This is a genomic window from Capnocytophaga periodontitidis (assembly GCF_016126015.1).
GTDB lineage: Bacteria > Bacteroidota > Bacteroidia > Flavobacteriales > Flavobacteriaceae > Capnocytophaga > Capnocytophaga periodontitidis.
Genome location: NZ_JAEFDB010000003.1, coordinates 17,881 through 38,583 on the forward strand (window position 1 = coordinate 17,881; position 20,703 = coordinate 38,583).

26 protein-coding genes and 1 pseudogene are annotated in these 20,703 nt (G+C 38.1%); 8 read left to right on the plus strand and 19 right to left on the minus strand.

Annotated elements, in window-relative coordinates; genetic code table 11:
* The first annotated feature begins 59 nt into the window (after positions 1-59).
* Genes I7X29_RS06090 through I7X29_RS06100 form a run of 3 tightly spaced genes read left to right on the plus strand, consistent with a single transcriptional unit; the run spans position 60 to position 1,350 of the window.
* Positions 60-494, plus strand: coding sequence for a hypothetical protein (locus I7X29_RS06090; protein WP_198473380.1), 435 nt, complete (start codon positions 60-62; stop codon positions 492-494).
* 29 nt (positions 495-523) lie between these two features.
* A complete protein-coding gene (locus I7X29_RS06095; RefSeq protein WP_198473382.1) occupies positions 524-961 on the plus strand; it encodes an acyl carrier protein in 438 nt (145 codons plus the stop codon).
* Positions 958-1,350: a hypothetical protein gene (locus tag I7X29_RS06100; protein ID WP_088595202.1), complete on the plus strand. Its 393-nt coding sequence runs from the start codon at positions 958-960 to the stop codon at positions 1,348-1,350. Before I7X29_RS06095 ends, I7X29_RS06100 begins: the two co-directional genes overlap by 4 nt.
* On the opposite strand, the gene I7X29_RS06105 is transcribed toward I7X29_RS06100, so the two are convergent.
* From I7X29_RS06105 to I7X29_RS06130, 6 genes and pseudogenes are all read right to left on the minus strand, one after another.
* On the minus strand, positions 1,343-3,013 hold the full coding sequence (locus I7X29_RS06105) for a nuclease domain-containing protein (protein ID WP_198473385.1): 1,671 nt from the start codon (positions 3,011-3,013) through the stop codon (positions 1,343-1,345). The two genes, I7X29_RS06100 and I7X29_RS06105, sit on opposite strands and share 8 nt — an antisense overlap.
* Entirely contained in the window at positions 3,006-5,483 is a 2,478-nt protein-coding gene (locus I7X29_RS06110) for a hypothetical protein (protein ID WP_009414394.1), read from the minus strand. The genes I7X29_RS06105 and I7X29_RS06110 overlap by 8 nt, the downstream gene beginning before the upstream one ends.
* A gap of 161 nt (positions 5,484-5,644) precedes the next feature.
* Positions 5,645-6,607: a bile acid:sodium symporter family protein gene (locus I7X29_RS06115; RefSeq protein WP_198473743.1), complete on the minus strand. Its 963-nt coding sequence runs from the start codon at positions 6,605-6,607 to the stop codon at positions 5,645-5,647.
* A 9-nt stretch (positions 6,608-6,616) separates the two neighbouring features.
* Positions 6,617-7,699 (minus strand): MBL fold metallo-hydrolase, encoded by a 1,083-nt coding sequence (locus I7X29_RS06120; protein ID WP_198473387.1) that lies wholly within the window; start codon positions 7,697-7,699, stop codon positions 6,617-6,619.
* Positions 7,700-7,704: 5 nt separating this feature from the next.
* Positions 7,705-8,340, minus strand: a complete 636-nt coding sequence (locus tag I7X29_RS06125; RefSeq protein WP_198473389.1) for an HdeD family acid-resistance protein — start codon at positions 8,338-8,340, stop codon at positions 7,705-7,707.
* A gap of 80 nt (positions 8,341-8,420) precedes the next feature.
* Positions 8,421-8,699 (minus strand): annotated as a pseudogene (locus I7X29_RS06130) (endonuclease III domain-containing protein); the annotation flags it as partial.
* Between the two features lie 386 nt (positions 8,700-9,085).
* Between I7X29_RS06130 and I7X29_RS06135 the strand changes: the two are divergent.
* The gene (locus tag I7X29_RS06135; RefSeq protein WP_198465556.1) at positions 9,086-9,433 is read left to right on the plus strand and encodes a hypothetical protein; all 348 of its coding nucleotides are present in this window, start codon (positions 9,086-9,088) and stop codon (positions 9,431-9,433) included.
* A gap of 83 nt (positions 9,434-9,516) precedes the next feature.
* Here the strand turns inward: I7X29_RS06135 and I7X29_RS06140 are convergent, their stop codons facing one another.
* Genes I7X29_RS06140 through I7X29_RS06155 form a run of 4 tightly spaced genes read right to left on the minus strand, consistent with a single transcriptional unit; the run spans position 9,517 to position 12,255 of the window.
* Entirely contained in the window at positions 9,517-10,311 is a 795-nt protein-coding gene (locus I7X29_RS06140) for a hypothetical protein (RefSeq protein ID WP_198473391.1), read from the minus strand.
* 3 nt (positions 10,312-10,314) lie between these two features.
* Positions 10,315-10,629 (minus strand): hypothetical protein, encoded by a 315-nt coding sequence (locus I7X29_RS06145; RefSeq protein ID WP_198473393.1) that lies wholly within the window; start codon positions 10,627-10,629, stop codon positions 10,315-10,317.
* Positions 10,630-10,643: 14 nt separating this feature from the next.
* A complete protein-coding gene (locus I7X29_RS06150) occupies positions 10,644-11,258 on the minus strand; it encodes an endonuclease III domain-containing protein (RefSeq protein WP_198473395.1) in 615 nt (204 codons plus the stop codon).
* Between the two features lie 22 nt (positions 11,259-11,280).
* A complete protein-coding gene (locus I7X29_RS06155; protein WP_198473398.1) occupies positions 11,281-12,255 on the minus strand; it encodes a hypothetical protein in 975 nt (324 codons plus the stop codon).
* A 116-nt stretch (positions 12,256-12,371) separates the two neighbouring features.
* Between I7X29_RS06155 and I7X29_RS06160 the strand changes: the two genes are divergently transcribed.
* Both I7X29_RS06160 and I7X29_RS06165 read left to right on the plus strand, forming a co-directional pair.
* On the plus strand, positions 12,372-13,607 hold the full coding sequence (locus I7X29_RS06160) for a ketopantoate reductase family protein (protein WP_198473400.1): 1,236 nt from the start codon (positions 12,372-12,374) through the stop codon (positions 13,605-13,607).
* Between the two features lie 48 nt (positions 13,608-13,655).
* Positions 13,656-14,258 carry a hypothetical protein gene (locus tag I7X29_RS06165; RefSeq protein ID WP_198473402.1) on the plus strand — a complete coding sequence of 201 codons (603 nt, stop codon included), beginning with the start codon at positions 13,656-13,658 and terminating at the stop codon, positions 14,256-14,258.
* A gap of 69 nt (positions 14,259-14,327) precedes the next feature.
* Here the strand turns inward: I7X29_RS06165 and I7X29_RS06170 are convergent, their stop codons facing one another.
* Complete coding sequence (locus tag I7X29_RS06170) at positions 14,328-14,744, minus strand: nuclear transport factor 2 family protein (protein ID WP_198473404.1); 417 nt, start codon at positions 14,742-14,744, stop codon at positions 14,328-14,330.
* Between the two features lie 134 nt (positions 14,745-14,878).
* Here I7X29_RS06170 and I7X29_RS06175 point away from each other — a divergent pair, with 134 nt between their 5' ends.
* Positions 14,879-15,202 (plus strand): winged helix-turn-helix transcriptional regulator, encoded by a 324-nt coding sequence (locus tag I7X29_RS06175; protein ID WP_198473406.1) that lies wholly within the window; start codon positions 14,879-14,881, stop codon positions 15,200-15,202.
* 68 nt (positions 15,203-15,270) lie between these two features.
* Here I7X29_RS06175 and I7X29_RS06180 read toward each other — a convergent pair whose 3' ends face one another.
* Positions 15,271-15,816: an NAD(P)H-dependent oxidoreductase gene (locus I7X29_RS06180; protein WP_009419375.1), complete on the minus strand. Its 546-nt coding sequence runs from the start codon at positions 15,814-15,816 to the stop codon at positions 15,271-15,273.
* Between the two features lie 94 nt (positions 15,817-15,910).
* Between I7X29_RS06180 and I7X29_RS06185 the strand changes: the two genes are divergently transcribed.
* Complete coding sequence (locus I7X29_RS06185) at positions 15,911-16,288, plus strand: winged helix-turn-helix transcriptional regulator (RefSeq protein ID WP_009410025.1); 378 nt, start codon at positions 15,911-15,913, stop codon at positions 16,286-16,288.
* Positions 16,289-16,333: 45 nt separating this feature from the next.
* Here the strand turns inward: I7X29_RS06185 and I7X29_RS06190 are convergent, their stop codons facing one another.
* From I7X29_RS06190 to I7X29_RS06220, 7 genes are all read right to left on the minus strand, one after another.
* Complete coding sequence (locus tag I7X29_RS06190) at positions 16,334-16,933, minus strand: NAD(P)H-dependent oxidoreductase (protein ID WP_198473408.1); 600 nt, start codon at positions 16,931-16,933, stop codon at positions 16,334-16,336.
* Positions 16,934-17,104: 171 nt separating this feature from the next.
* Entirely contained in the window at positions 17,105-17,728 is a 624-nt protein-coding gene (locus I7X29_RS06195) for a hypothetical protein (protein WP_198473410.1), read from the minus strand.
* A gap of 9 nt (positions 17,729-17,737) precedes the next feature.
* On the minus strand, positions 17,738-18,022 hold the full coding sequence (locus tag I7X29_RS06200; protein WP_198473412.1) for a hypothetical protein: 285 nt from the start codon (positions 18,020-18,022) through the stop codon (positions 17,738-17,740).
* A 113-nt stretch (positions 18,023-18,135) separates the two neighbouring features.
* The gene (locus I7X29_RS06205; RefSeq protein ID WP_053580407.1) at positions 18,136-18,585 is read right to left on the minus strand and encodes a MarR family winged helix-turn-helix transcriptional regulator; all 450 of its coding nucleotides are present in this window, start codon (positions 18,583-18,585) and stop codon (positions 18,136-18,138) included.
* Entirely contained in the window at positions 18,560-19,012 is a 453-nt protein-coding gene (locus tag I7X29_RS06210) for an EVE domain-containing protein (protein ID WP_198473414.1), read from the minus strand. Before I7X29_RS06210 ends, I7X29_RS06205 begins: the two co-directional genes overlap by 26 nt.
* A 62-nt stretch (positions 19,013-19,074) precedes the next feature.
* Positions 19,075-19,629, minus strand: coding sequence for an NAD(P)H-dependent oxidoreductase (locus tag I7X29_RS06215; protein ID WP_198473416.1), 555 nt, complete (start codon positions 19,627-19,629; stop codon positions 19,075-19,077).
* Between the two features lie 192 nt (positions 19,630-19,821).
* The gene (locus I7X29_RS06220; RefSeq protein WP_225883678.1) at positions 19,822-20,673 is read right to left on the minus strand and encodes a hypothetical protein; all 852 of its coding nucleotides are present in this window, start codon (positions 20,671-20,673) and stop codon (positions 19,822-19,824) included.
* Positions 20,674-20,703 lie beyond the last annotated feature (30 nt).

Sequence of the window (20,703 nt, forward strand, 5' to 3'; positions counted from 1 at the left end):
CGAAGGGGGACAATCCTTAATTGCGTCATACACTTTGCCAAGGTTGAATAGAACAACTTATGAAATTACCAATTACAGATAAAAACGAAATTCTCACCCTTATACCCCAGCGCACTCCCATTGTAATGGTAGATGCTCTTTGGGAATATACCCCTACCGAGGGAGTGGCAGGGCTCACCATTGCCCACAACAACCTCTTTGTACAGCAAGGGATATTTTTAGAAAGCGGACTTATAGAGCACATTGCCCAAAGCATTGCCTTGCACAAAGGTTATTACTACTATCTCAACGGAAAACCTGCTCCTATGGGGTATATAGGAGCGATTAAAAATATAGAAATACAATCACTACCCAAAGTAGGCGATACGCTTAAAACACACATCACCATTCTCCAAGAGTTTATGGAGGTGACCCTCGTGACAATGCAAACCTTTATAGGTGATACCCTCATCGCTCAAGGCGAAATGAAAACCGTACTCGCACCCAATTCCTAACTCTTAATACCTAATACCTGACACCTAATATGAACATCTCTATCCACAAATATCTCCCTCACCACCCACCGATGCAAATGGTAGATACCATTACCGACATCAGTAATACGCACGTAGTTACCGAATTTACGGTAACTGATAGCTGTATTTTTGTAGAAAATGGAATGTTTGCCGAAGTAGGGCTCATCGAAAATATGGCACAAACTTGTTCGGCAATTGTGGGACAGTTTCTCTTTGGTATAGAAGATACATCGAACTATGTGATAGGCTACATCAGTGCGATTAAGAAATTGGAAATCTTTACCTTGCCAAGAGTACAACAAACTGTCACTGCCGAAGCCGAATTGCTTTCTCGTTTTGATAGTGATGAGTATTACCTCTGTGCAATGCGCTGTAATGCCTTTGCCGATGGGGTACATCTGGCAACAGCCGAATTAAACTTAGTGATTAAAAACTTAACGGAATGAAAGAAACTGAACTACCTCAGGAAAAAGGTGCCTTGCGCGACCTTACGGAATTGTGTTACGTAACCGATGACGAAGGGAACTATACTACCCGTCTCAGTTCAGGTTGGGAGGTGAAGAATATTGCTTTAGAAGTCTCCTTAGGCAGGTTACAAGAGCAGATTGATGAAGCTAAAGCCGATGCCATAGCAGGGCGCAAAAGCCCCATAGTGTATTATATGCTTCTCAACCGTATGGATTGGGCTGTCCTCGCCGATGCTATGCATCGCTGGCAATGGGTTATCAAGCGTCACGCCAAACCTTCGGTATTCAAAAAACTATCGGATAAAACGCTACAACAATACGCTGAGGTATTTGGTATCACAGTGGAAGAACTCACGCATTTTAGCTGAGCAAATAGTCTCCTATATGTTTCTTTAAAATACGTTGTATATAGGTTTTAAGTTCACTCTCTACGCTAGGTTTAGAGGCAATAAGTGCAATTTGAGGTTCAAAAAAGGTGTCATCTACTATTTTTTCTCCTTCTTCATCGGGGAAAAGGGCAAACAATCCATTAATTTTCTTGTAACGATCCCCACTGATACCTGTGCGGGCGATGTATTTCTTCTCTAATGATGGTAAATGCAAGAATTTCACATTTTTCAACACCGAATATTTAGCATCAAAAAGGTAATAGAAGGTTTTTTCCGCCTTTTTGTCTATAATTTCTATAATAAAATCGGGGTGGTAGTACTCTTCAGGGCTTACACAATCGATACGGCGTAGCAAAGTGCTGTGGTAATTGCTACTTTCTGGGTAATATTTGTGCTCATAGAAGAGATTTACTGCAAAGAAATCGTTTGTAAACTCCATTTTCTCAACAATAGGCTCATCTTTTCGCAATGCCACCTTCACATTGAAGAAGGCGATTTTGAGGCTTGAACGCAACGCATCTATCAGCTGGAAGAGGTTGTACAATTCGTAAAGCTTACTCAACTTACTGATGTTGAAGAGCTTGAAATATCCCGTGATATCGAGTTTGTAGTCGTTGAGTTTGCGTATCAGTTCGTAGGCGCGTTTGTAGTGCGGTCGCTGAATGAATATAGAGGTGAGCACAGGGCGCTCGGCTTTGGGGGTTACCTCTGGAAAAATGCGACGGTAACTCTGCTCCAATTTCTTCACTCGCTGTTCTACCTTGCTAATTTCTTCAAATAGGCGGATGAAAGGCAAGCGTTTCAAGTCTTTAAAATCTACAAAATACTCTTCAGAATCTTCAGTATCCGACCAATTAGTGACCGTAGATTTCAGTTCGATGTCGCGTTTGAGGGAGCGGAGTTTTTTCAGTATCACAAAAAAGATACCCATCACCACTTGGTTCTCATAAGTATTACAGTCGCGGGTTTCCACTTCGGTGTGGATGTTATCGATCATTCCGTAGTGGTTGCCGAGTTGTACTGCTTTGTGATGCCCTTTAAAAGCATCGTCGAACTGCACTTCGTCTAAATTGTTGATAATCCACTGTACAGTGTTAGCACTCACTTTGTTAGAATTGAAAGGCAAGACGGTAGTTTTCTTTCTCAGTACGAAATGAGGTTGCTTTTCAAAGTAAGGTAACAGTTTTTCGAATACCGTTACAAAGTGAGTTATCAAAGTGATGAATTTGTTCATCTGCCCCACTTCGTTAGGTTTGTTCTTTACTTCTACACTGTTTTTGGAGTAGAACACATCGAAAAGGCGGTCTTCTTTTTGCCATAAATAGGTGAAGAGTCCTTCTATTTCCGAAAGTCTCAACTTACTGATACGCACATTGAAGGGGTATGTTTTTCCGCCTATTGTGAGTTGAGTACCCCCAAAATAATCTTCAAAATAGCGTTGGGGCATCAGTACGATTTTTGTTCTATCCAAGCGCAAGTACTCTGAGGGCAAGGGAGTGCCTTCGATATTAGGATTCAGGTCGTCGTTGTTTTCGGGGAAGAAAACCATTTCGTAAACCCCCAATTCCTGCACGTTGTACACACCGTCCTCCAAGAGTACTTCACGGCGTTCGTCGTTTTGTATTTCGTAAACTCTAAGCATACGACAAGGTGAGGAAATAGCTGTAGTTACCTCCTAAAATTTCGTTGTTTTCGCCTATTTCAATCATTTTATCCAATATCTTTTCCGATATTTTCATCTTGTTCTCGTTCAGCAATTGCGAAAGTCGGTCGATATAAACTTTAAGGTTTTCACCTTGTACGTTGATCATCGGCAAGAGGCGTTGTGCAATGCAATAGTCTAAGAGTACATACTCGTTGAGCCCAGCGATGTGTTTTGCCATACTGCAATACTTTTTGATGCCCATTTCCACGCGATAGCTGATAGGCAAGCGCAGTTTTTTGAATAGTTCTTTAATTTCTCGAAATACTTTGTCGTTCTCGTCGTCGCTGAAGCTAATCACTTCTTTATCATTCTTTTGGAAATCGAGAAGGTGGAAAAACTCAATGCATTTTTGGAACGAAATACGCAAGGTTTCTACTTCTTCTTTGGTGATAAAGTGAACGCTTTGGTTGAGTTCGGGTAGCTGGATAATGTTCGTTCTATCGATTACGCGCGGTGAAAGTGGTTCGGTGGTATAATCGTAGTTGATAGTAGCGATGAAGCGGAGGTTGTTCGCATACTTGAGTGTGTGGTTGTTACCCAACTGGATAGAGAGGTAGTCGCCTTCTTGAGCGATGGTATCGGTAAGGTTATAGAAGTTTGACCAATAGTGCTCTATAGGGCTGAGGTTGGCTTCGTCTAAGATGATGAAAGCCAAAGGAGCGCTGAAGAACGAGTGTTGTTCTACCTCGTAGTTGAGTTGCTCCAAGAGTTCGTATACGCCGGTGGGAGCAGAGTGGAACTTATCGGTAAGCGGGTTTTGGAATCCGATAAGGTCTTTAGGTGATGACCAGCCACGGCTCACCGATACTTCGGTAACGCGCTCTTGGGGGGCTAATATTTGGGTGAGCAAGCGCGCTAAACTCGTTTTTCCTGTACCAGGTAAGCCCGCTAAAATGGTGAGTGTATTTTGGTGTATAGCGATGAGCAGATTGTCGATGAAATGCGTTTCGAAAGCACGTCCGTTTTTAGAGAGAATTTCCTTTATTTTATCTCTGAAAGCGGCATAAGTATCGAAAGCATCGGTGATACTGAAGTCGGTAAAGGTTCTTTGTTGTGTTTCCTCGTAGAGAGAGAGGTTGCGACCGCTCAAAAAGTCGAAATACTTTTTGTGTTTGAAGAGGTTGACGAGTTCCTGCTGGGCGTCGCGTTGAGCGTGTTTGTTCTCGAGCAACAATTTATCAACAAAAGCCGTTAAATCGTCTTTTTCTTTGCGTAAAGCTACTAATTGTTGAGAAATTTGCTGGGTTTCGCTTTCAATTTCGGCAGCGAGATTGGCTTTTTTCTCGGTAAGAGCTTTTACTTCCTGTTCTAAGGCGATTTTTTCTTTGGCGAACTTCTCTTCTTTAATTTTAGTGAGATTTTCGAGCTCGTTTTGAGTGTCGTCTACCTTTTCTTGTAGTTCTTGCAGGCGTTTTTCCTGACTGCTCACTTGGCTTTTCAGTTCTCTTTCGCGCTCGGTGAGGTTTTCGATAATCTCGTTTAAGCGTACTTTTTCGGGGAATATTTCACTGATTTTATAGTCGCTAATAAGTTTTTCATTGGCTTTTTCCAAGATGTCGTACACGCGGCGGTTTTCCTTGAGATAAGTTTCAATGGCTTTGTTTTGGCGCATTGTTTCGATGAGGTCGAGCATTTCTTGCTGTTTGCGTTTGTTGAGCAGGGCAGGGTTATGCTTGATGCGTTCGGCAAAGTCGTTGAGTATTTCTTTGTCGTCTTTAAAGTCTATTTCCTTGATGAATTCGAACTTACTAAAGCCGATGATATGTACTTTTCGGGTAAACCCAAAATTCTGAAATTCTATATAACTATTGTCGGTAATTTGGTATTCGCCAAAAGGATATTCTTTTTTGAAGTATTTTTGTACGGAAAAGGTATTGTCTTCATCTTGACTCGCAATGATAAAGGGTCCAACGATTTTTTCTTCGGTTTCTATAAAAAGAGGTTGACTGTAGCGCGCATATACATCGGAAATGAGGGAAGTAAAGGGGGTTTTTACCTTTATTTTAGCTTGAGATTCTAATATTTCACCTTCTAAAATTTCTATAATTTCCTCTTTAGAAGTAAAATTGAGGTTGTTAGCGAAGGTTTTGCATTTAGGATATTTATCGTCGTCGTAGTTGGTAGCGACGATAGTACCGTACGAAATTTTTAGGATTTGGTACAAGTTATCGAATCTATCAAAACTTTGTTCAGGTTTGAAGTGGTTGATGGGCACCTGAATTTTATCCATATCATAACGGTCGATATTTTCTACTTTTCCCGCTCTTTTATCTACATATAACAATGGGCGCACCGATTTATCGGGGTTGTCCTCATCTTTGATTACCAAGATATAGTTCTCATTGCTATATCTCAAATTTGGATTTTCTTTATAACTAAAATCACCTTTAATATCTTCTATTTTCATATTACTATTTGTTAATTTGCTGCAAAGATAAAAATAATTTGTCGATTTGCCAATTTGTCGATTTAGCCCCCGTTCCCCCGAAGGGAGACAAGCCGGTACGAACCGCACGGGTGATTGCTAATTTACTAATTTACTAATTTGTTAATTGATTAATTGATTTTTTATGCGTTATACTTTCCTTTTTTCCATATTTCAATAGAGTTGATGATATTTTGCCAAAGGATATAACAACCTGGGCCTACGGTAGAAAGCGGATGCAGGTAAGTGGCTGCTATCCAGATAGCAAAGGCGGTGTTCTTCTGTCCTAAGGCTTGTCCTGCCTCTATTGAAGAGTTGAAAAAATTACCTATACGCCACCCTATAGCGTATTGTAGTAAGCACAATGCCAAGCCTAAAAAGCCTATGAGCAACAGAAATAATACGCTTGTTTCCGCGTGAAAAATGTTCTTTAGTGTAGTGCCGGTAACGATCATCAGTGAACAACCCCAGAGATAAAAAGATAGGTCGGGGATGTGTATGAGCCATTGGTGAAAGCGGTGGAGTAGGGGGAGGGTTTTGGTGAGCAATGCCAATAGCATCGGTACGACTAATACGAGGCATACTTTCTGCATTATCAGCGAAAAAGCACTCCAAAAGGTCATTTGAGAAGCGGGTTCTATCAGCGGGAAACACACGGGTATGAGTAGCGCACAAAGCAAGTTGGATACAAAAGTATAAGTAGTCATCTGCTCTAAATTACCACCGAGTTTGAGAGTTACTACCGCTGCTGCTGCCGCACAAGGGCTTATAATGCACGCCAATATGCTTTCCAAGAGTATCAGTTCTTTACCGTGGATGCCAAAGGAGAGAATTGCCCCCGTGATACTTCCTACCAAAACACACTGCACTACTATCATCCACCAATGCCAAGGTACAAGTGCTAACCTCTTGAAATCGACCTTGCAAAAGGTTACGTACAAAATGAGGAACATAAAAAGTGGCAAAATAGCATCGAATATGGGAGCAAGCCATTGTGAAGCTCCTTCTAATGCTGGTACGTAATAAAATACCAAATACGCTACTGCTCCTATACCCATTGAAAGGGGGAGCGTCCAGTTTTTTATAAATTGAAGAAGTTTAAGCATCATAATCTGCTAATTAAACCATACGTCAAAGGTTTCATCGGGCTGGTCGATATGTATAACTTCACCTATTTTAGGAGTGATGATATTTAGGCTATCTTCTTTGGCATAAGCTTGAACATTGCGCATAGGTTCATACCAAGGGTGTTGCGCCAAGGCGAATTTAGAGTTATGACCCGTGAAATAACGCTTAGCGCCTATTTCGTTCAAGGCTTTGCGCAAGTCTTCGGGCAAGAAGTGAATATAGCGCCAATTAGGGTTGTACTGTCCGTTTTCCATTAGGGCTAAATCGATATGAGGGAAGCGTTTGCCTATTTCGGCAATGTGCTTGCCATAGCCACTATCACCGCCGATGTAGACGGTATAAGTACCCGTTTCGAGCATAAACGAACCCCATAAAGTGGGTGCTCTCTTAAGTCCGCGACCTGAAAAATGACGCGTAGGCAAGCAAGTGAATTTGAGATTTGCTACAGTGATTGTGTCCTGCCAATCCATCTCGGTGATTTTAGCAGGGTCAAACCCCCAATACTCTAAATGCGCCTCTACACCCAGCGGACAAACTACGTGTTGAATACGGTTTTTCAGTTCTTTCATCGCTGTATAATCAAGATGATCCCAATGGTCGTGGGTAAGTATGAGCACCTCAATAGTATCGGGCATATCGGCAGATGAGTAGTTGTAAGTCGCCTTAAAAGGTTTTACCATAAACGAAAAAGGAGAGGCAGAATGAAATACAGGGTCTACAAGTACGCGGGTGTCGTTTACGTTTAGCAAATAAGAAGAATGCCCCAGCCATACCATCGCATTATTAGGCAGGGACTGTAAATCGGTTTGTACTGCAGGGATGGGCGTGCTTGGACTGAGGTCTTGTACATCGGGAAAGAAGTAATGATAGGCAGTTTTGAGTATATTGTCATTAGAAGTAAACTGCGGGGTAGTTTCTAAGTTTTGAAACTTACCCTCGCGGTAGTTGGGTGATTGTTGTATGCGTGCCAAGCGTTCGCCTGATGGTGCTTTGCTAAAACTTGGTAGGTTGAAAATTATAACAGCCCCAATGCCTATTACTACAACGAGGATAAGGATAGTGTACAACATACGTATTACTTATCGCTTAAAGCGTCTTTTATTTCGCGTTTGAGGTTTTCAATCTTACTTTTAAGTTCATCTGAAAGCTTTTCGGAAGAGCCTTTTATCTTCTTTAAGTTAAATGATAATACAATAGAAGCTACTCCACTGAAAATAAAAGTCAGTGCGATAAGCACCATTAACGAAATGCCGGTGAAAATAGGATTAGCAATAAGCAAGAATGACACGATAATTCCTAAAGTACTCAATAGTGCCAAGTTACCCCAATTCAAAACACCAGCTTCTTTTACTTCAAACGAGAAGCCTAACAATTGAAATGAGCGAAACAACAATGTAAATCCTACTATAAAAGGCAAGATAAAAGCAGATACAACAGGGTTAGCGAACAAATATGCCCCCATAAGTAGCGATACAATTCCGCTTCCTAAATACCAACCCCAACCTCCTAAGGCTTGTCGATTTTGCAAGGCAAAAAATATGTCTAATAATCCCGACATTAAGAACGAGAGGGCAAAGAGAAGCGATAGGGTAGTATAAGCTCTAAAAGGAGCTGCAAATACCGCAACACCACAAATAATAAGCAATATTCCCAAAATAAGCGGAATATACCAATGCTTTACTGATTTTGTAAATGAATAAAAATACGACATAACTTTATTTTTTTTAGTTTTATGAGGCAAAGATACAAAACAATTAACAATTAGCAATTAACAATTAATAAATTAGGAAATTATTCTAACAGCCATTGTTCATTGGTAAAACCTTTACGGTAAGCCTTGCCGTGTACATCAATCACAGCGTGCCATTCTTGACAGGTTTCTAAGGAAATTTTAGCTACTAAGGGCATACACTCTTCGTGAAGGGCTTTATAGGTTTGTGCGGTAGAAAGATTCAGGCGGTTCAAAAGTCGTATAGCGTACTAGTCGGCTATGAACACCTTTCGCTCAAAAATGTACAACAACATTGCATCGGCCGTTTCCTCGCCCACACCTTTAGTACAAAACAATTGACAATTGATAATTAACAAATTATTATTATTTTTGTGCCATAAAAAACATATTATTATGGAATTACAAGTAGGAAAGAACTATTGGGTAAAAATGATATTTTCAACTTTAAAGCGGGTGGAGTTTGGTCGTTAGTAAGAGAAGGATACCAAGTTTACTACGGTGAACAATATTTTGTATTCGTTAATGCCGAGAAAAATTGTCAATTTATGATCTTGCGAAATACTTCCGATGAAGATATGGGAATAGGATGCCCTTTGGATAGGTATTTTAAAGAAATTGAAGAGTATGGCGAATCAGTATTATGTTTAAATTATCGCCAATTGATAAATTATTTTTATCTTTGTGAGTCCCAAAGAGAGTGAAAAAATAAGTAAAGAACCATCAAATGGAAAATAAGCAGATAAAGGTATACCTAAGCAGAGATAGTGTATGTGCTGCCGATGATGTAAAAGATCCCAATCCAGCTACGTTTTATCTACCCGATACTATAGAAGAATTTATAGTAATTATGGACGAGATGTTGCCATTTAAAAAGTGGAAATGTTACTTAGGAGAATATAGAAAAGGTATTGTAGGTGCAGAAGATGGAATACTTGTTTGGAAAGAAGTAGATAATCACGTTCTTATCTCAAGTTATAAAAATAACAATAAATTGATTGTAGCATACGATAGTGATTGGTATGAAACAATTAAAGCCCACCCTTATTTATATTTTGAAAGATGTTTAGATTAAGAAGACAAAAAGTGAAAAAGATGAGGCTGTCCGAAAGGGTAGCCTTTAGTTTTTTATAAATTGAAGAATGTTAGACATTGTAATTAAAAAGACAGATTATATTCGTCTGTCACTTTAAAATGCTTATGAGAAAAATAGGCTTTTAGTAAAAGATAGTTGTCAATACTCAATTTGATGTGCAACACTCTGTTTGTTCTTGAGGTGTAAATCTGCATACGAGGGTGTATTCTATCAGAATCTTTCCCTCTTCTCACTTTTTCGAGGAAAAAATGGATATGGTGAATGGAATTTAAATCGATAGTTTGGGTAAGTTCTTCTTTATAAAAAATGGAAAGAGCCTCGTTTTTTATCTCTATGGCATAGAAAGTATTATGAGTGTTTTTTATAAGATCTTCGCCAAAAAGCACTATAATAAATATTAAAACAACAATTCCTATAAGTAAATAGAAATATTTGGCTACCCCTTCTCTATACTCACTTATAATTTGGCCACTTATTAGCCAGAACATCATTATATAAAAAACTACAATCGACAGAAATTTTATCCATTGAAAGGTTTTGTCTTTCAGTGCTTTTACCTTGATGGTAGGAGGTAATTCACCTCTTGTATATTGGTTGTATCGCATACGCTTATCCATCACCCATCTGTAAAAAAAGCTATATAGCCCTATTAAGACTGCTAAAGGAAGGATAGGGATAATAATCTCGTCTATAAGCTCCTTACTAAGGGTAAAGTTTCTGGCTAACCATAGAAGTTCTAACAGATAGAAACACAAAAATACAATTAGGATTATACGTCCTATTTTCAAAAACTTTTCGCCGAAAAGCTGTTCCTTTTTCTGTCCTTTTTTAGAGAGTTTTTTTGTTAGCAGATTCATATTTTACTTGTAATAATAATACCAAATTCCGTTCCACTCCTTGTCGCAATCTTCCTGAGAGGCAAAAGTACAGTCCTTTATACCTTCCTCAGGATATTGTTGCTCACGCAATAGTTTTTGGTGATACTCGTTTATCTTTTGCAGTAAGCCTGTTTCCTTTGCTTTGCTCAGTTCTTCCTCTGTTTTAAAGATGTAAGACACAAAGTAATCTTGCGGGGCTATATAAGCTCCGAAATCCACAGAAGCGTATAATTCTTGAAAAGTTGCCTTTACCTCTTCTTGTGTTCGGGCAATGATATTTTTCCATATTTTGCTCATAATTTTTTTATTTATTATTCTATCAACCACTGTTCATCGGTAAAACCTTTGCGGTAAGCCTTGCCGTGCACATCAATCACAGCGTGCCATTCTTGGCAGGTTTCTAAGGGAATTTCAGCAACTAAGGGCATACACTCTTCGCGTAGGGCTTTATAGGTTTGTGCGGTAGAAAGGTTCAGGCGGTTCAAAAGTCGTATAGCGTACTGGTCGGCTATGAACACCTTTCGCTCAAAAATGTACAACAACATTGCATCGGCAGTTTCTTCGCCTACACCTTTGATAGAGAGCAGTTCCTTGCGAAGCTCCTCGGTAGGGATAGCTTGAAACTTCTGTAAGGAAGCTCCGTGCGACACGTACCATTCCATTAGGGCTTTGATGTAAGTGCTTTTTTGCTTGTAGAAGCCTGCCGGACGTATATATTCCTGTAAAGTGTTCAGTTCCATAGCGTGTAAAGCCTCTACCGATAGGTTCCCCTCTAAGTTAGCAAGGGCTTTTTCGGTATTCTCTTGGGTAGTTTGCTGAATGAGAATCATCGAAATCCAGTCGGTAATGCGATTGGGGGCATTCCACCAATATTGCTTGCCGTAATGGGCTAATAATTTATTGAAAACTTTGATTTTTTGAGACATAAAAGCTAATGCCTAAGGTGTTTTATGAATTATTGTAATTGCACAAAGATATTTCTTTTAAACCTCTGTCAAAAAGAGAGGTCAAGCAAAGGTTACCTGTGATATTTTGGAGTTTGTGTTTTGTCATTCCTTTAGGTAAGAAAATATTACCATATTCGCGTGTAGTGAGCGAAAAGACTTTTTGATTGCCTTTCCATTCATCGGTTTTAAAAATAGGTGTTAGTATCACATATTCAGAATCACTGAAACAGCCATTTACACCGTGTTTTTTATGATCGGTATGCAAATTGTCCGATTCGATAATTTTCTCGATTACCTTTCCTTCGGCAGAGATTTGTGCGAGCGCATAATAATCCATTCCCCATTTATTGACCGATGAAGCGCTTTCACCCGGAATGAAGGCATAGATTTTTTTATCCGATATTTTAAGACTGTCTATTTTTGGGGTGTCGGAGGTTCTGTTGTCACGATGTGTAAATGCTTTTTTATCTATGTAAGAAAAGGATTTCCATTTGGCGGTTTTAGCAGTATCATCAAATTCTAAAAGAGCAAAACATCTTGCATTGCCATAATAAACTTCATTTTCAAAGCAAACGGGAATTATTTGGCTATCGGATATATTTTGAAAATACCGCTGTTCAGCTATCTCTGGTACAATGTTATACCTGAGTAATGATTTATTTTTTATCGGAATGAGTGCTGGTGACGAATGCATATCTGAGTAATACCGCACTTCTTTTGCCGAGATGATGATGCCAAACCCTTCTTTATATCTGAAGAGCACAGGATAATCTCTGTTGGATGTTGGGTTGTATTCAATAGGAATCTTTTTGATGCCTTCGGTTGAAAGGACAAGGACGTAATATTTATGCCAATCGGTATGATCGGAAGTTAGGATTACGGCAGTGCCGTCGGGTAGTAAAATTGAAGCATAAACAAATGAGAATTCATTGTCAAATTCCCATTTTCTCAAAAGTGTTAGTTTAAAATCGCTCATATCCTTTTCTTTTTTGCTGACAATTTACTTGGCAAAAGTAGTAAATAATTTTCTAATTTTCTAATTAGAAAATTGACTAAATTATTATTATCTTTGTGGCTTAAAAATCACATAGTATGGAATTGGAAGTAGGTAAAAACTATCGCATAAAAAATGATATTTTCAGCTTTAAAGCGGGTGAAGTTTGGTCGTTAGTAGATGAGGGATACCAAGCGTACTTCGGCGAACACAATTTTGTATTCGTTAATGCCGAGAAAAATTGTCACTTTATGGTATTACGAAATACTTCCGATGAAGATATGGAAATAGGATGCCATTTGGATAGGTATTTTGAGGAAATTGAAGGGGATGATAATAATTTTATACCTTTGTCCTTAGATAAAAAAGACACTATAAAAATCTTAGTAATAGGCATAGGCGTTATAGGCTCTATTTACGGCTATGTGTTTTCTAAAGCAGGATACACAGTAACACATTACCTTAGAAAAGACAGTAAAAAGAATAACATACACACTTTAAACGTTCATATCTTGGACGGACGTGGACACAAGAAAGGACTTTCGTATACCGACAGCTATTCTATTGAGCACGCCACAGAAAAAGAGTATGATTTTATCTTTATTGCGGTACCTTCTGGAAAATTAGCAAGTGTGATAGAAGAACTCAATAAAGAGCATATTACAGGAACACTGCTCATTGCTTGTGGTATTTGGGAAGATAAGAATTATTTAGAAAAACTCTTAGGCAATCGTCCTTATGTATTGGGTTATCCCGTAGCAGGAGGCAACTTAGAAGGTGAGACCCTTAATGCTTGTCTGTTTGACCATTTTATGCTGGAGAGCAAAGCAAAAACTACTATCGATAATTATGATGATTTAGTAAAGCTATTTAGCGATTGCCACATAGCCTTAGAACACCCTTACGATATGCTCGAATGGATATGGTTACATCTGGCTATTAATGCGGGAGTTATTTCGGTAGCAAGTACTACAATGGAAAATTATAGCAATAATGCACAAACTACTGAGGCAGCCGAGAAGCTAATGCAGTCTGCCAAACTACTGAAGCAAGCCGTAAAATCGGTACGTGAAACGGTGAAGATAGTAGCCTCACGAGGGGTGGTACTAAAACACTACAACAACGAGTTACTACCTTACAAGTTGCCTACTTTTCTTTCAGCACCTTTGATGAAAAGAATGTTTGCCAACAATATCCTTACCCAAAAAATAATGACTCTCCACAACAACCTCCCCGACTTATTATATGTATGCAAGTGCGTGTATGAAGAAGGTAAGAAAAAAGGTATAGAAGCACCTTTGTTCTATAAAAATTGCAGCAAGTTACCAATGTAATGGAAATATACTTAAAAAAACTACACAAGCACATTAAGGAGATGAAGAATGAAAAATGCAGTTCTATACATACACGGTAAAGGCGGAAATGCAGAGGAAGCTAATCATTATAGAAAGTTTTTTAATGATGAATATGAGGTAATAGGATTTGACTATAAATCAGAATTTCCTTGGGAAGCTAAAAAAGAATTTTCAAAATTCTTTGATTCCATAGCCTCACAATACAGCAGTATCGCCTTAATAGCTAATAGTATAGGAGCTTATTATGCTATGTTGTCATTGGCAGATAAATCTATTAAAAAAGCTATGTTTGTCTCGCCAATCGTAGATATGGAGCACATCATTTTAAATATGATGACCCTCTCCAAGGTATCAGAGAAAGCACTATATGAAGAAAAAGTAATCACAACTTCTTTTGGAGAACCTTTATCTTGGGAATATCTTTCTTATGTTAGATCTCATCCAATAATTTGGAATATACCTACAAATATCCTTTATGCTGAGAATGATACGATAACTTCTTTGGAAACAATAACAAATTTTGCCAATAGCATTGGAGCAACTCTAACCATTATGAATAATGGCGAACATTGGTTTCATACGGAAGGACAAATGATCTTTTTGGACAATTGGTTTAAGAAGTTTATATAACGCATTTCAAATGCACTAGTTAGGAAATAAAAATCCCCGCTCATAGTATTCTCTACGAGCGGGGAAATATTATTTCTGTTGGTTAGATAACCTGAGAGCTTCTGTCCAGAAGGCGTCTTCTTCGTCTATGTGTTCAGAGAATAACCAAACCTCTTGTATTTTGTCGTTCTCTACCCGATAGAGATCAATACCTCTCATTCGCATACTTTTGTCAAAAGCAAAGACCTCAAAAGCAACGGCAGCAACTACCAAATGATTGTTTTCGGTGATATAATCAATTTGGTCAATAGCAAAAGTGCCTCCACTGAGCTGTGCCATTCTTCCCAAATGAGAGAATACAGCCTCTTTACCTTTGTAGCTACCTGAAAGAGCCCCTTTCCCTGGTTGGTGCCATACTAAGTCATCGGCTAATAAACTGCCTACTTTCTCAAAATCTCCTTTAGCTAAGGAGACATAAAACTGATGTACAATTTCTGTTTTTGTCATTTTTATATGAATTTTTCTTTGTTATTTCACCGCAAAATTATACCTTTGTATCCAAGCACACAAGTACTTACGAGAAAGTAAGCACCTTACAAAAAAGTTAGAATTACTCAGTATCAAATAGAAAAAATATTGCGATGAACGAAAAAAATATTAACAAAGACTGTCCTGTATGGCGAACAATGCAAATAATGGGAAGCAAATGGGCAATGCTTATACTGTTTCATCTCAGTCAGCGCATACATCGTTATGGGGAACTAAAACGTGCCATTCCACAAGTGAGTGAAAAAGTACTCAATGAAGAACTAAAAACGCTCTGTACTCATCAATTAGTAGCAAAAGTAAGTTATCCAGAAGTACCCCCGCGAGTGGAGTATTCCCTTACCGATTTAGGTAAAGAAGCCTTACCTATCATAGAAGCGATTATCCGTTTTGGAAATGACCACTTGAAGAATAACTAATAAAAACCCTCCCCACTTGTAGTATTTTCTACCAGTAGGGAGGGTGTTTTTTTATCCTAATTTGTGTGTTATTTCAGCGAAGAAAGAAATGCTAACAATCGTTGGGCTTGCGCTTTGGCTTTTGCTTCTATATCCTCTTTGGTATAACCTGCATTTACTGATGTCCCGTGAAAATAAAGAGGCTCTACATACTTCATCTGCGCATAATAAGCCGTTTGCGCTAAGTTCTTACAGAACTCGTATACTTTGAAATGGTGTTCTCCCAAAGTGTGATATTCACTTTCGGGTGCCCCAACGGTAAAACTTGGGATAAAATATTTCCCTTTGAGCTTATCTCCTTGTGAACCATAAGCAAACTGATACGTAAAAACCTCATCAAACCAATGCTTGAGTATCGCTGGCATATTATACCAATAAAAAGGATATTGAAAGATAACCTCTTGATGCTTGAGTAAGGCTTCTTGCTCTGCTTTTACATCTATTTGAAAGGTAGGGTATAGCGCTGATAAATTTCTGATTTCAAAGTCTATATCGCTACGAGAAAGCTCCTCTATGATAGCCTTATTAGCTATCGATTGGTCAAAATGGGGATGTGCTAAAATTACTAATGCCATATCGAAATTATTTTTTAATTTTGGCGCAAAATTATAGTACAACTTTCAATCTGGCAATAACTATCTAAATAGATACTTTATAATTTCAACTATTATGGAAACAAAAATAGAGTGTACTGCCCCCAGCGTCCGCTTAGGAGAAAAAACCTATCCTTGCACCATTGCCGTAGCGATGGATTTGATAGGAGGAAAATGGAAAGCCGTGATTTTGTATCATCTTAAAGAAGGTGAAAAGCGATTTAGCGAACTGAGAAAAGACCTCTATTCGGTAACCGAAACTACGCTGAGTATCCAACTAAAACAATTGGAAAACGACGGGCTTATTTCTAAAGTTGTCTATGGCGAAAAACCTCCTTTGGTGGCTATCTATTCACTCACCGACTTAGGGAAATCTTTTTTGCCCATACTCGATGCCCTTACCCAATGGGGAAATAAAATTGTGCTTGAAAAAGGAACTTTCCTAACGGAATAAAAAAATAAAAAAAGCGGTCACTTTTTTATAAGTAACCGCTTTTCTTTATTTATTCCCAAAGATATTCTTCAAATGGGCGATATAGGCTTGCTTGTAGGCTTCAATTCTTTCGGGAGTACCGTTTTTCATTACGTCATAGAAATGAAAACCTTCCAAAGGCGAGAGTCCTACGAACTTATTCATCTTGTGGAAACCAAATAGCACCCCATCGTCTACAGATGTTTGGTCGAAAAAGTCATTCGGCTGAGTGAAAGCTCCTAAGGGCGCATTCCACGTAGTGGTAACCATATATTTTTTGCCTTGCATTAGTCCGCCTGTACCGTAATTGCGTTCGGGTTCTTCGCGCGAACGACCGTCATTAGGGCAAATGATGTCCATTCCTGCAATAAATACCTCATCGATGTATTGCTTTAAGCCATAAGGCATCTGAAACCACCAGATAGGCGTATGATAGATAATCACATCGGCACCTGCTATTTTTTCTGCTTCTGCTCTGGGGTCGTACGTATCATTAATACAAGTAGACTGCACCTGATAGCCCAGTTCCTCAAGCGTTTGGCGTGTCCATTCTGTTATGCTGGCGTTGAGGGTACCGCCACCTCCGTGAAATTTTTGTCCCCCGTTGATAATAAAAATCTTTTTCATTTTTCTTTTATTTATAAATTCGGGGGCAAAAGTAAGAATTAATTAGTAAATTTGAAAATTTGCTAATTTGCAAATAAAACCCTCCCCACTTATAGTATTCTCTACCAGTGGGGAGGGTTTATTTTATATTTTTACTGAATAGGTTACTATATCAATATCCATACGTTTATTTTAAATACCCATTATTTCTTTAATTCTTTTCTCTCTTCTGAGAAGAAAATCATCAAAACGAGCTTTTCCGTAGAGAGGAACTAAGACAAGTTCCATTACTTTTAATTGTATAGTATGTAAGTTTTCGATAGAAAGGTCGTTATAAATAGTTTGGATCGTTCGAATAACAGATTCTTTATCTATATTTTGATATTCCTGATAGGTATTGATTTCTGCAATACTACTGTTGATATACATTTTTGTTTCATAAAACAGAAAAAAGTCGTTGTAAGGAGATAGAATAGAATGATTATCTTCTATAAGTATGGCTATATCATATAACTTTTCTTGCCAAAAGAAAGATTTGGCTCCTAAAAAATCTGTTTGAATAATAAAGTCGGTATATTGAATATGTTTCTTACAGATATTTATAATATTTTCAGCAGTAACGAGAGTAGAGTTATTATTTTTTACAAAGTTACTATATGCGAACAAACATTTGTTAAAAGAATCCTTATCAGAGTTTATAAATACTTTCTTTTCCTCTTTATATTGATAATATATATTTCCTGTAGATTCTTCCACTAAGAAATATTCATCTTTACAAGTATCTAAGAGATTTCCTATATCAATAATTGTCGTCATCTATTTATTTTAGTCTCCACTTATACGTATTTTCTCTATTTCTGCTTGCTCTAATAGTTTTATTATAGGAGAAAGTTCCGGAAGTGAAAGCATTTTAAGGTCTTCAACAAAGTCTGTAAGTGCTTTTCCCATAAAAATAACATCTGTAAGGTAATAATCTTTAATTTTAGAGAGCTCTCTGCATCTACCTTGTTTTATAGCATCCTGAGAAAACATCAATTGATGTAATTTTTCATCAATTGACACATATTCCTTCTCCTTTCCTTGCTTAAAAATAACAATATCCAATGGCATAATAGAAAATAGTATAAATAGTTTTTGAGACTACAAAGGTACAAAACAATTGATAATTGATAAAACCTTCCTTACAAGTAAGGATTTCTAGCAATGAGAGCAAAACGATTCTGCTAATTCGTCAAAAGTTTGTGCAGTTGAGCGTTGAACGAGGGCTGTTCGGTTGCCAGAATACTGAAAAATTCATCGTCGAAAGCCTCGACTTTAGCGACAGCTTGCGCGATGAGTTCAGCACCTTTATCGGTGATAGCAACTACTTTGGCGCGGGTGTCGGTCTTGTGTTCTTCCCTTGTGATGAGGTCTTTGCTCTGCAAAGTACGCACCACTTGCGAGGTAGTCATTGGGTCTATTTTGGTGAAATTTGCCAAAGATACCTGCGTGATTTCCTTTCCTTGTTGGGCAAACCACTGGGCACTCGCCAAGAGTACAAACTGAGGGTGTGTGAGGTCGAAAGGTTGCAACACTTTTTTGATTCCGCGTTGCCATAACATACTTACCTGCCAAAGTAAAAGCCCTGAGCTTTCTTCGGCTCTTAAACTAAAAATTGAGTGCTGAGAGGTCATTGTGTAACATTTTAGAGGCTATAAGTTTAAAATCGTTCTCGGATATTTCCAAAATACCAAAGCGAAAAGGATATCCCCACGCTTTTTTGTTAGGGATAAAGTCCAATAGCTCGATAAGGTCGGCTATGGGTGTTTCTTCGCAGTCTACAAAAGTAATATTTCTCCTAAACGGACAGAAATTTTCACTCATCTGAAAGGCATAAACTTCCTCGTCTTTCACGCTACCAATAGCTGTGAAGGCTTGGCATTTGTCTTCTTTTCCGAAATAGTATTTGGAAGAGTAATAGAGAATACCGTCTCCCTCCTGCATACGTTTCAAAGGCTGAGCCTTGCCGTGGCAGGCTTGGGCAAAGCCTCCCGCAACGCCCATCTGTACGTGGTCTTTGCTCGCCACTACAATCCAATATTTGATAGGTCTGTTTTTCATTTATAAATGGAATAAAAACCGTGTGACACACTGCCACACGGCGATTTTTATCAATTGCAAACTTAGTTTAATTCTTTGATTTTCGCAACCAATCGAGCGGCGTGCTCTTTGGCTCTTTGTTGCAAGGTTGTAAGTGCTTCTTTGGGCATTACCTCTGGAATATACTTCATTCCGTAAGAGATTACAGGCTCTTGGAATAGCAATTTGCAATGATTGGCAGTTTGGCGGTGAATATTGAGAAAATCGGTAAATGGATAGTTCTGTGCGCCACCGTGTTGGTAAGCCTCTTCAGGTGCTCCGGTGGTGAAAGAAAGGATGAGCTTCTTGCCCATCAGCTTGTTGTCGCCATAAGCAAAGCCGTGTGAAAATACGTTGTCTAACCATTTTTTCAACAAGGCGGGAAGCGAATACCAATTCACGGGGAATTGCCATACTATTACATCTGCTTTTACAAGTTTAGCTTGTTCGGCAGTTACATCAATTTGATAGTTAGGGTAAAGGGCTTGCAAGTTACTTACTTCAGCCTCAGGGAGCAAGCGTTTTACTTCTTCTAAAATAGCCTTGTTGGCGTTAGACGTTTCCATAGTAGGATGCCCGTTGATAATTAAAACATTCATATATAATTTAAATTTACTTCTTTATTCGGGCGCAAAGGTAGTATGTTTTTATATAATAAGCAAACTTACTATATATTATTTTATAAATATTTTTTTAAGGTGTAGGTATTACTATGAGTTAGGGATATAAAAACTCCCCGCCGGTAGATTTCTCTACAAGCGGGGAGGGGGTTTGTATGTTTTCTAAAGGTTTTATGGCTTTTCAGATGTTAGTGAAGGAGAGGCATTATAGCCACCCACAAACCATTCCTTTTTTTCGATATCATATCTTAAAATCTCTACAGATGAATTGTCCTTGACATAGAAAAAATAAGTGAAATTTTGATATTCAGACCTAAACAGATAAGAAATTGCTACATTATCAGGGGCTAATTTGAGCCTTACGAGTAATTTTCTTATAAAAAGAGAAGTTTCCTTGTCTTCTTTTAGGGTTTCAAAAGATTTATTTATATCGGAAATGCGTTTTCCAAGATTATTATCAGGAATGTAGTCATACATTTCATTAGTTTTAGGGTTAAAGTAGCCTAATATATTAGCTCTCCCACCGGATTGTTGTCCTGCTTCAATATGAAAATAGAAAATACCTTTATATTCTTTGGTCTCCATACTATGTGCGAGATTTGCAAAAGCTCCCGTATGAGGGTATAATCCTATATAATAGGTTTTGTGTGTCATTGTAGTTAAATCAAAACTTACAGCAGTTACTACTCCCCAACAAGAATAGAAAACAAGTAGCTTATTTTCCAAATGAAATCCTTTGATGATATTATAAGTATAATACGCGCCTTCTCCTATTGATTTTCCAAAAATCCAATGAAGATCTTTTTTATAAGTAGAAACAAATATTTTTGTAGAAATACCTGTTTTTTTATTTATAAATAAAGTACGGAACTCTGCTTGCTTTTCACCACTATCATCTCTGACTAATCGCAGGGTAAAATCCTCGAAATCTTGTTTGTAGATGGTATCTATATCTGTCTTAGTTTGACTAAACATATTTTGAGAATAGTTAAGCATAAAGATTAAGAATAGGAATGTTCTCATAGACTAATTTTTAGAGGATTGTTTGATTTT

Bases quoted from the DNA above. Each gene is read 5' to 3' on its own strand.
- I7X29_RS06120 (WP_198473387.1), bottom strand. From the start codon at position 7,699: ATGTTGTACACTATCCTTATCCTCGTTGTAGTAATAGGCATTGGGGCT.
- I7X29_RS06205 (WP_053580407.1), bottom strand. From the start codon at position 18,585: ATGACCTCTCAGCACTCAATTTTTAGTTTAAGAGCCGAAGAAAGCTCA.
- I7X29_RS06220 (WP_225883678.1), bottom strand. From the start codon at position 20,673: ATGAGAACATTCCTATTCTTAATCTTTATGCTTAACTATTCTCAAAAT.
- I7X29_RS06135 (WP_198465556.1), top strand. From the start codon at position 9,086: ATGGAAAATAAGCAGATAAAGGTATACCTAAGCAGAGATAGTGTATGT.
- I7X29_RS06190 (WP_198473408.1), bottom strand. From the start codon at position 16,933: ATGAAAAAGATTTTTATTATCAACGGGGGACAAAAATTTCACGGAGGT.
- I7X29_RS06185 (WP_009410025.1), top strand. From the start codon at position 15,911: ATGGAAACAAAAATAGAGTGTACTGCCCCCAGCGTCCGCTTAGGAGAA.
- I7X29_RS06180 (WP_009419375.1), bottom strand. From the start codon at position 15,816: ATGGCATTAGTAATTTTAGCACATCCCCATTTTGACCAATCGATAGCT.
- I7X29_RS06140 (WP_198473391.1), bottom strand. From the start codon at position 10,311: ATGAATCTGCTAACAAAAAAACTCTCTAAAAAAGGACAGAAAAAGGAA.
- I7X29_RS06100 (WP_088595202.1), top strand. From the start codon at position 958: ATGAAAGAAACTGAACTACCTCAGGAAAAAGGTGCCTTGCGCGACCTT.
- I7X29_RS06115 (WP_198473743.1), bottom strand. From the start codon at position 6,607: ATGCTTAAACTTCTTCAATTTATAAAAAACTGGACGCTCCCCCTTTCA.
- I7X29_RS06110 (WP_009414394.1), bottom strand. From the start codon at position 5,483: ATGAAAATAGAAGATATTAAAGGTGATTTTAGTTATAAAGAAAATCCA.
- I7X29_RS06150 (WP_198473395.1), bottom strand. From the start codon at position 11,258: ATGTCTCAAAAAATCAAAGTTTTCAATAAATTATTAGCCCATTACGGC.
- I7X29_RS06165 (WP_198473402.1), top strand. From the start codon at position 13,656: ATGAAAAATGCAGTTCTATACATACACGGTAAAGGCGGAAATGCAGAG.
- I7X29_RS06170 (WP_198473404.1), bottom strand. From the start codon at position 14,744: ATGACAAAAACAGAAATTGTACATCAGTTTTATGTCTCCTTAGCTAAA.
- I7X29_RS06095 (WP_198473382.1), top strand. From the start codon at position 524: ATGAACATCTCTATCCACAAATATCTCCCTCACCACCCACCGATGCAA.
- I7X29_RS06145 (WP_198473393.1), bottom strand. From the start codon at position 10,629: ATGAGCAAAATATGGAAAAATATCATTGCCCGAACACAAGAAGAGGTA.
- I7X29_RS06155 (WP_198473398.1), bottom strand. From the start codon at position 12,255: ATGAGCGATTTTAAACTAACACTTTTGAGAAAATGGGAATTTGACAAT.
- I7X29_RS06200 (WP_198473412.1), bottom strand. From the start codon at position 18,022: ATGCCATTGGATATTGTTATTTTTAAGCAAGGAAAGGAGAAGGAATAT.
- I7X29_RS06215 (WP_198473416.1), bottom strand. From the start codon at position 19,629: ATGAATGTTTTAATTATCAACGGGCATCCTACTATGGAAACGTCTAAC.
- I7X29_RS06160 (WP_198473400.1), top strand. From the start codon at position 12,372: ATGGAATTGGAAGTAGGTAAAAACTATCGCATAAAAAATGATATTTTC.
- I7X29_RS06175 (WP_198473406.1), top strand. From the start codon at position 14,879: ATGAACGAAAAAAATATTAACAAAGACTGTCCTGTATGGCGAACAATG.
- I7X29_RS06105 (WP_198473385.1), bottom strand. From the start codon at position 3,013: ATGCTTAGAGTTTACGAAATACAAAACGACGAACGCCGTGAAGTACTC.
- I7X29_RS06125 (WP_198473389.1), bottom strand. From the start codon at position 8,340: ATGTCGTATTTTTATTCATTTACAAAATCAGTAAAGCATTGGTATATT.
- I7X29_RS06195 (WP_198473410.1), bottom strand. From the start codon at position 17,728: ATGACGACAATTATTGATATAGGAAATCTCTTAGATACTTGTAAAGAT.
- I7X29_RS06090 (WP_198473380.1), top strand. From the start codon at position 60: ATGAAATTACCAATTACAGATAAAAACGAAATTCTCACCCTTATACCC.
- I7X29_RS06210 (WP_198473414.1), bottom strand. From the start codon at position 19,012: ATGAAAAACAGACCTATCAAATATTGGATTGTAGTGGCGAGCAAAGAC.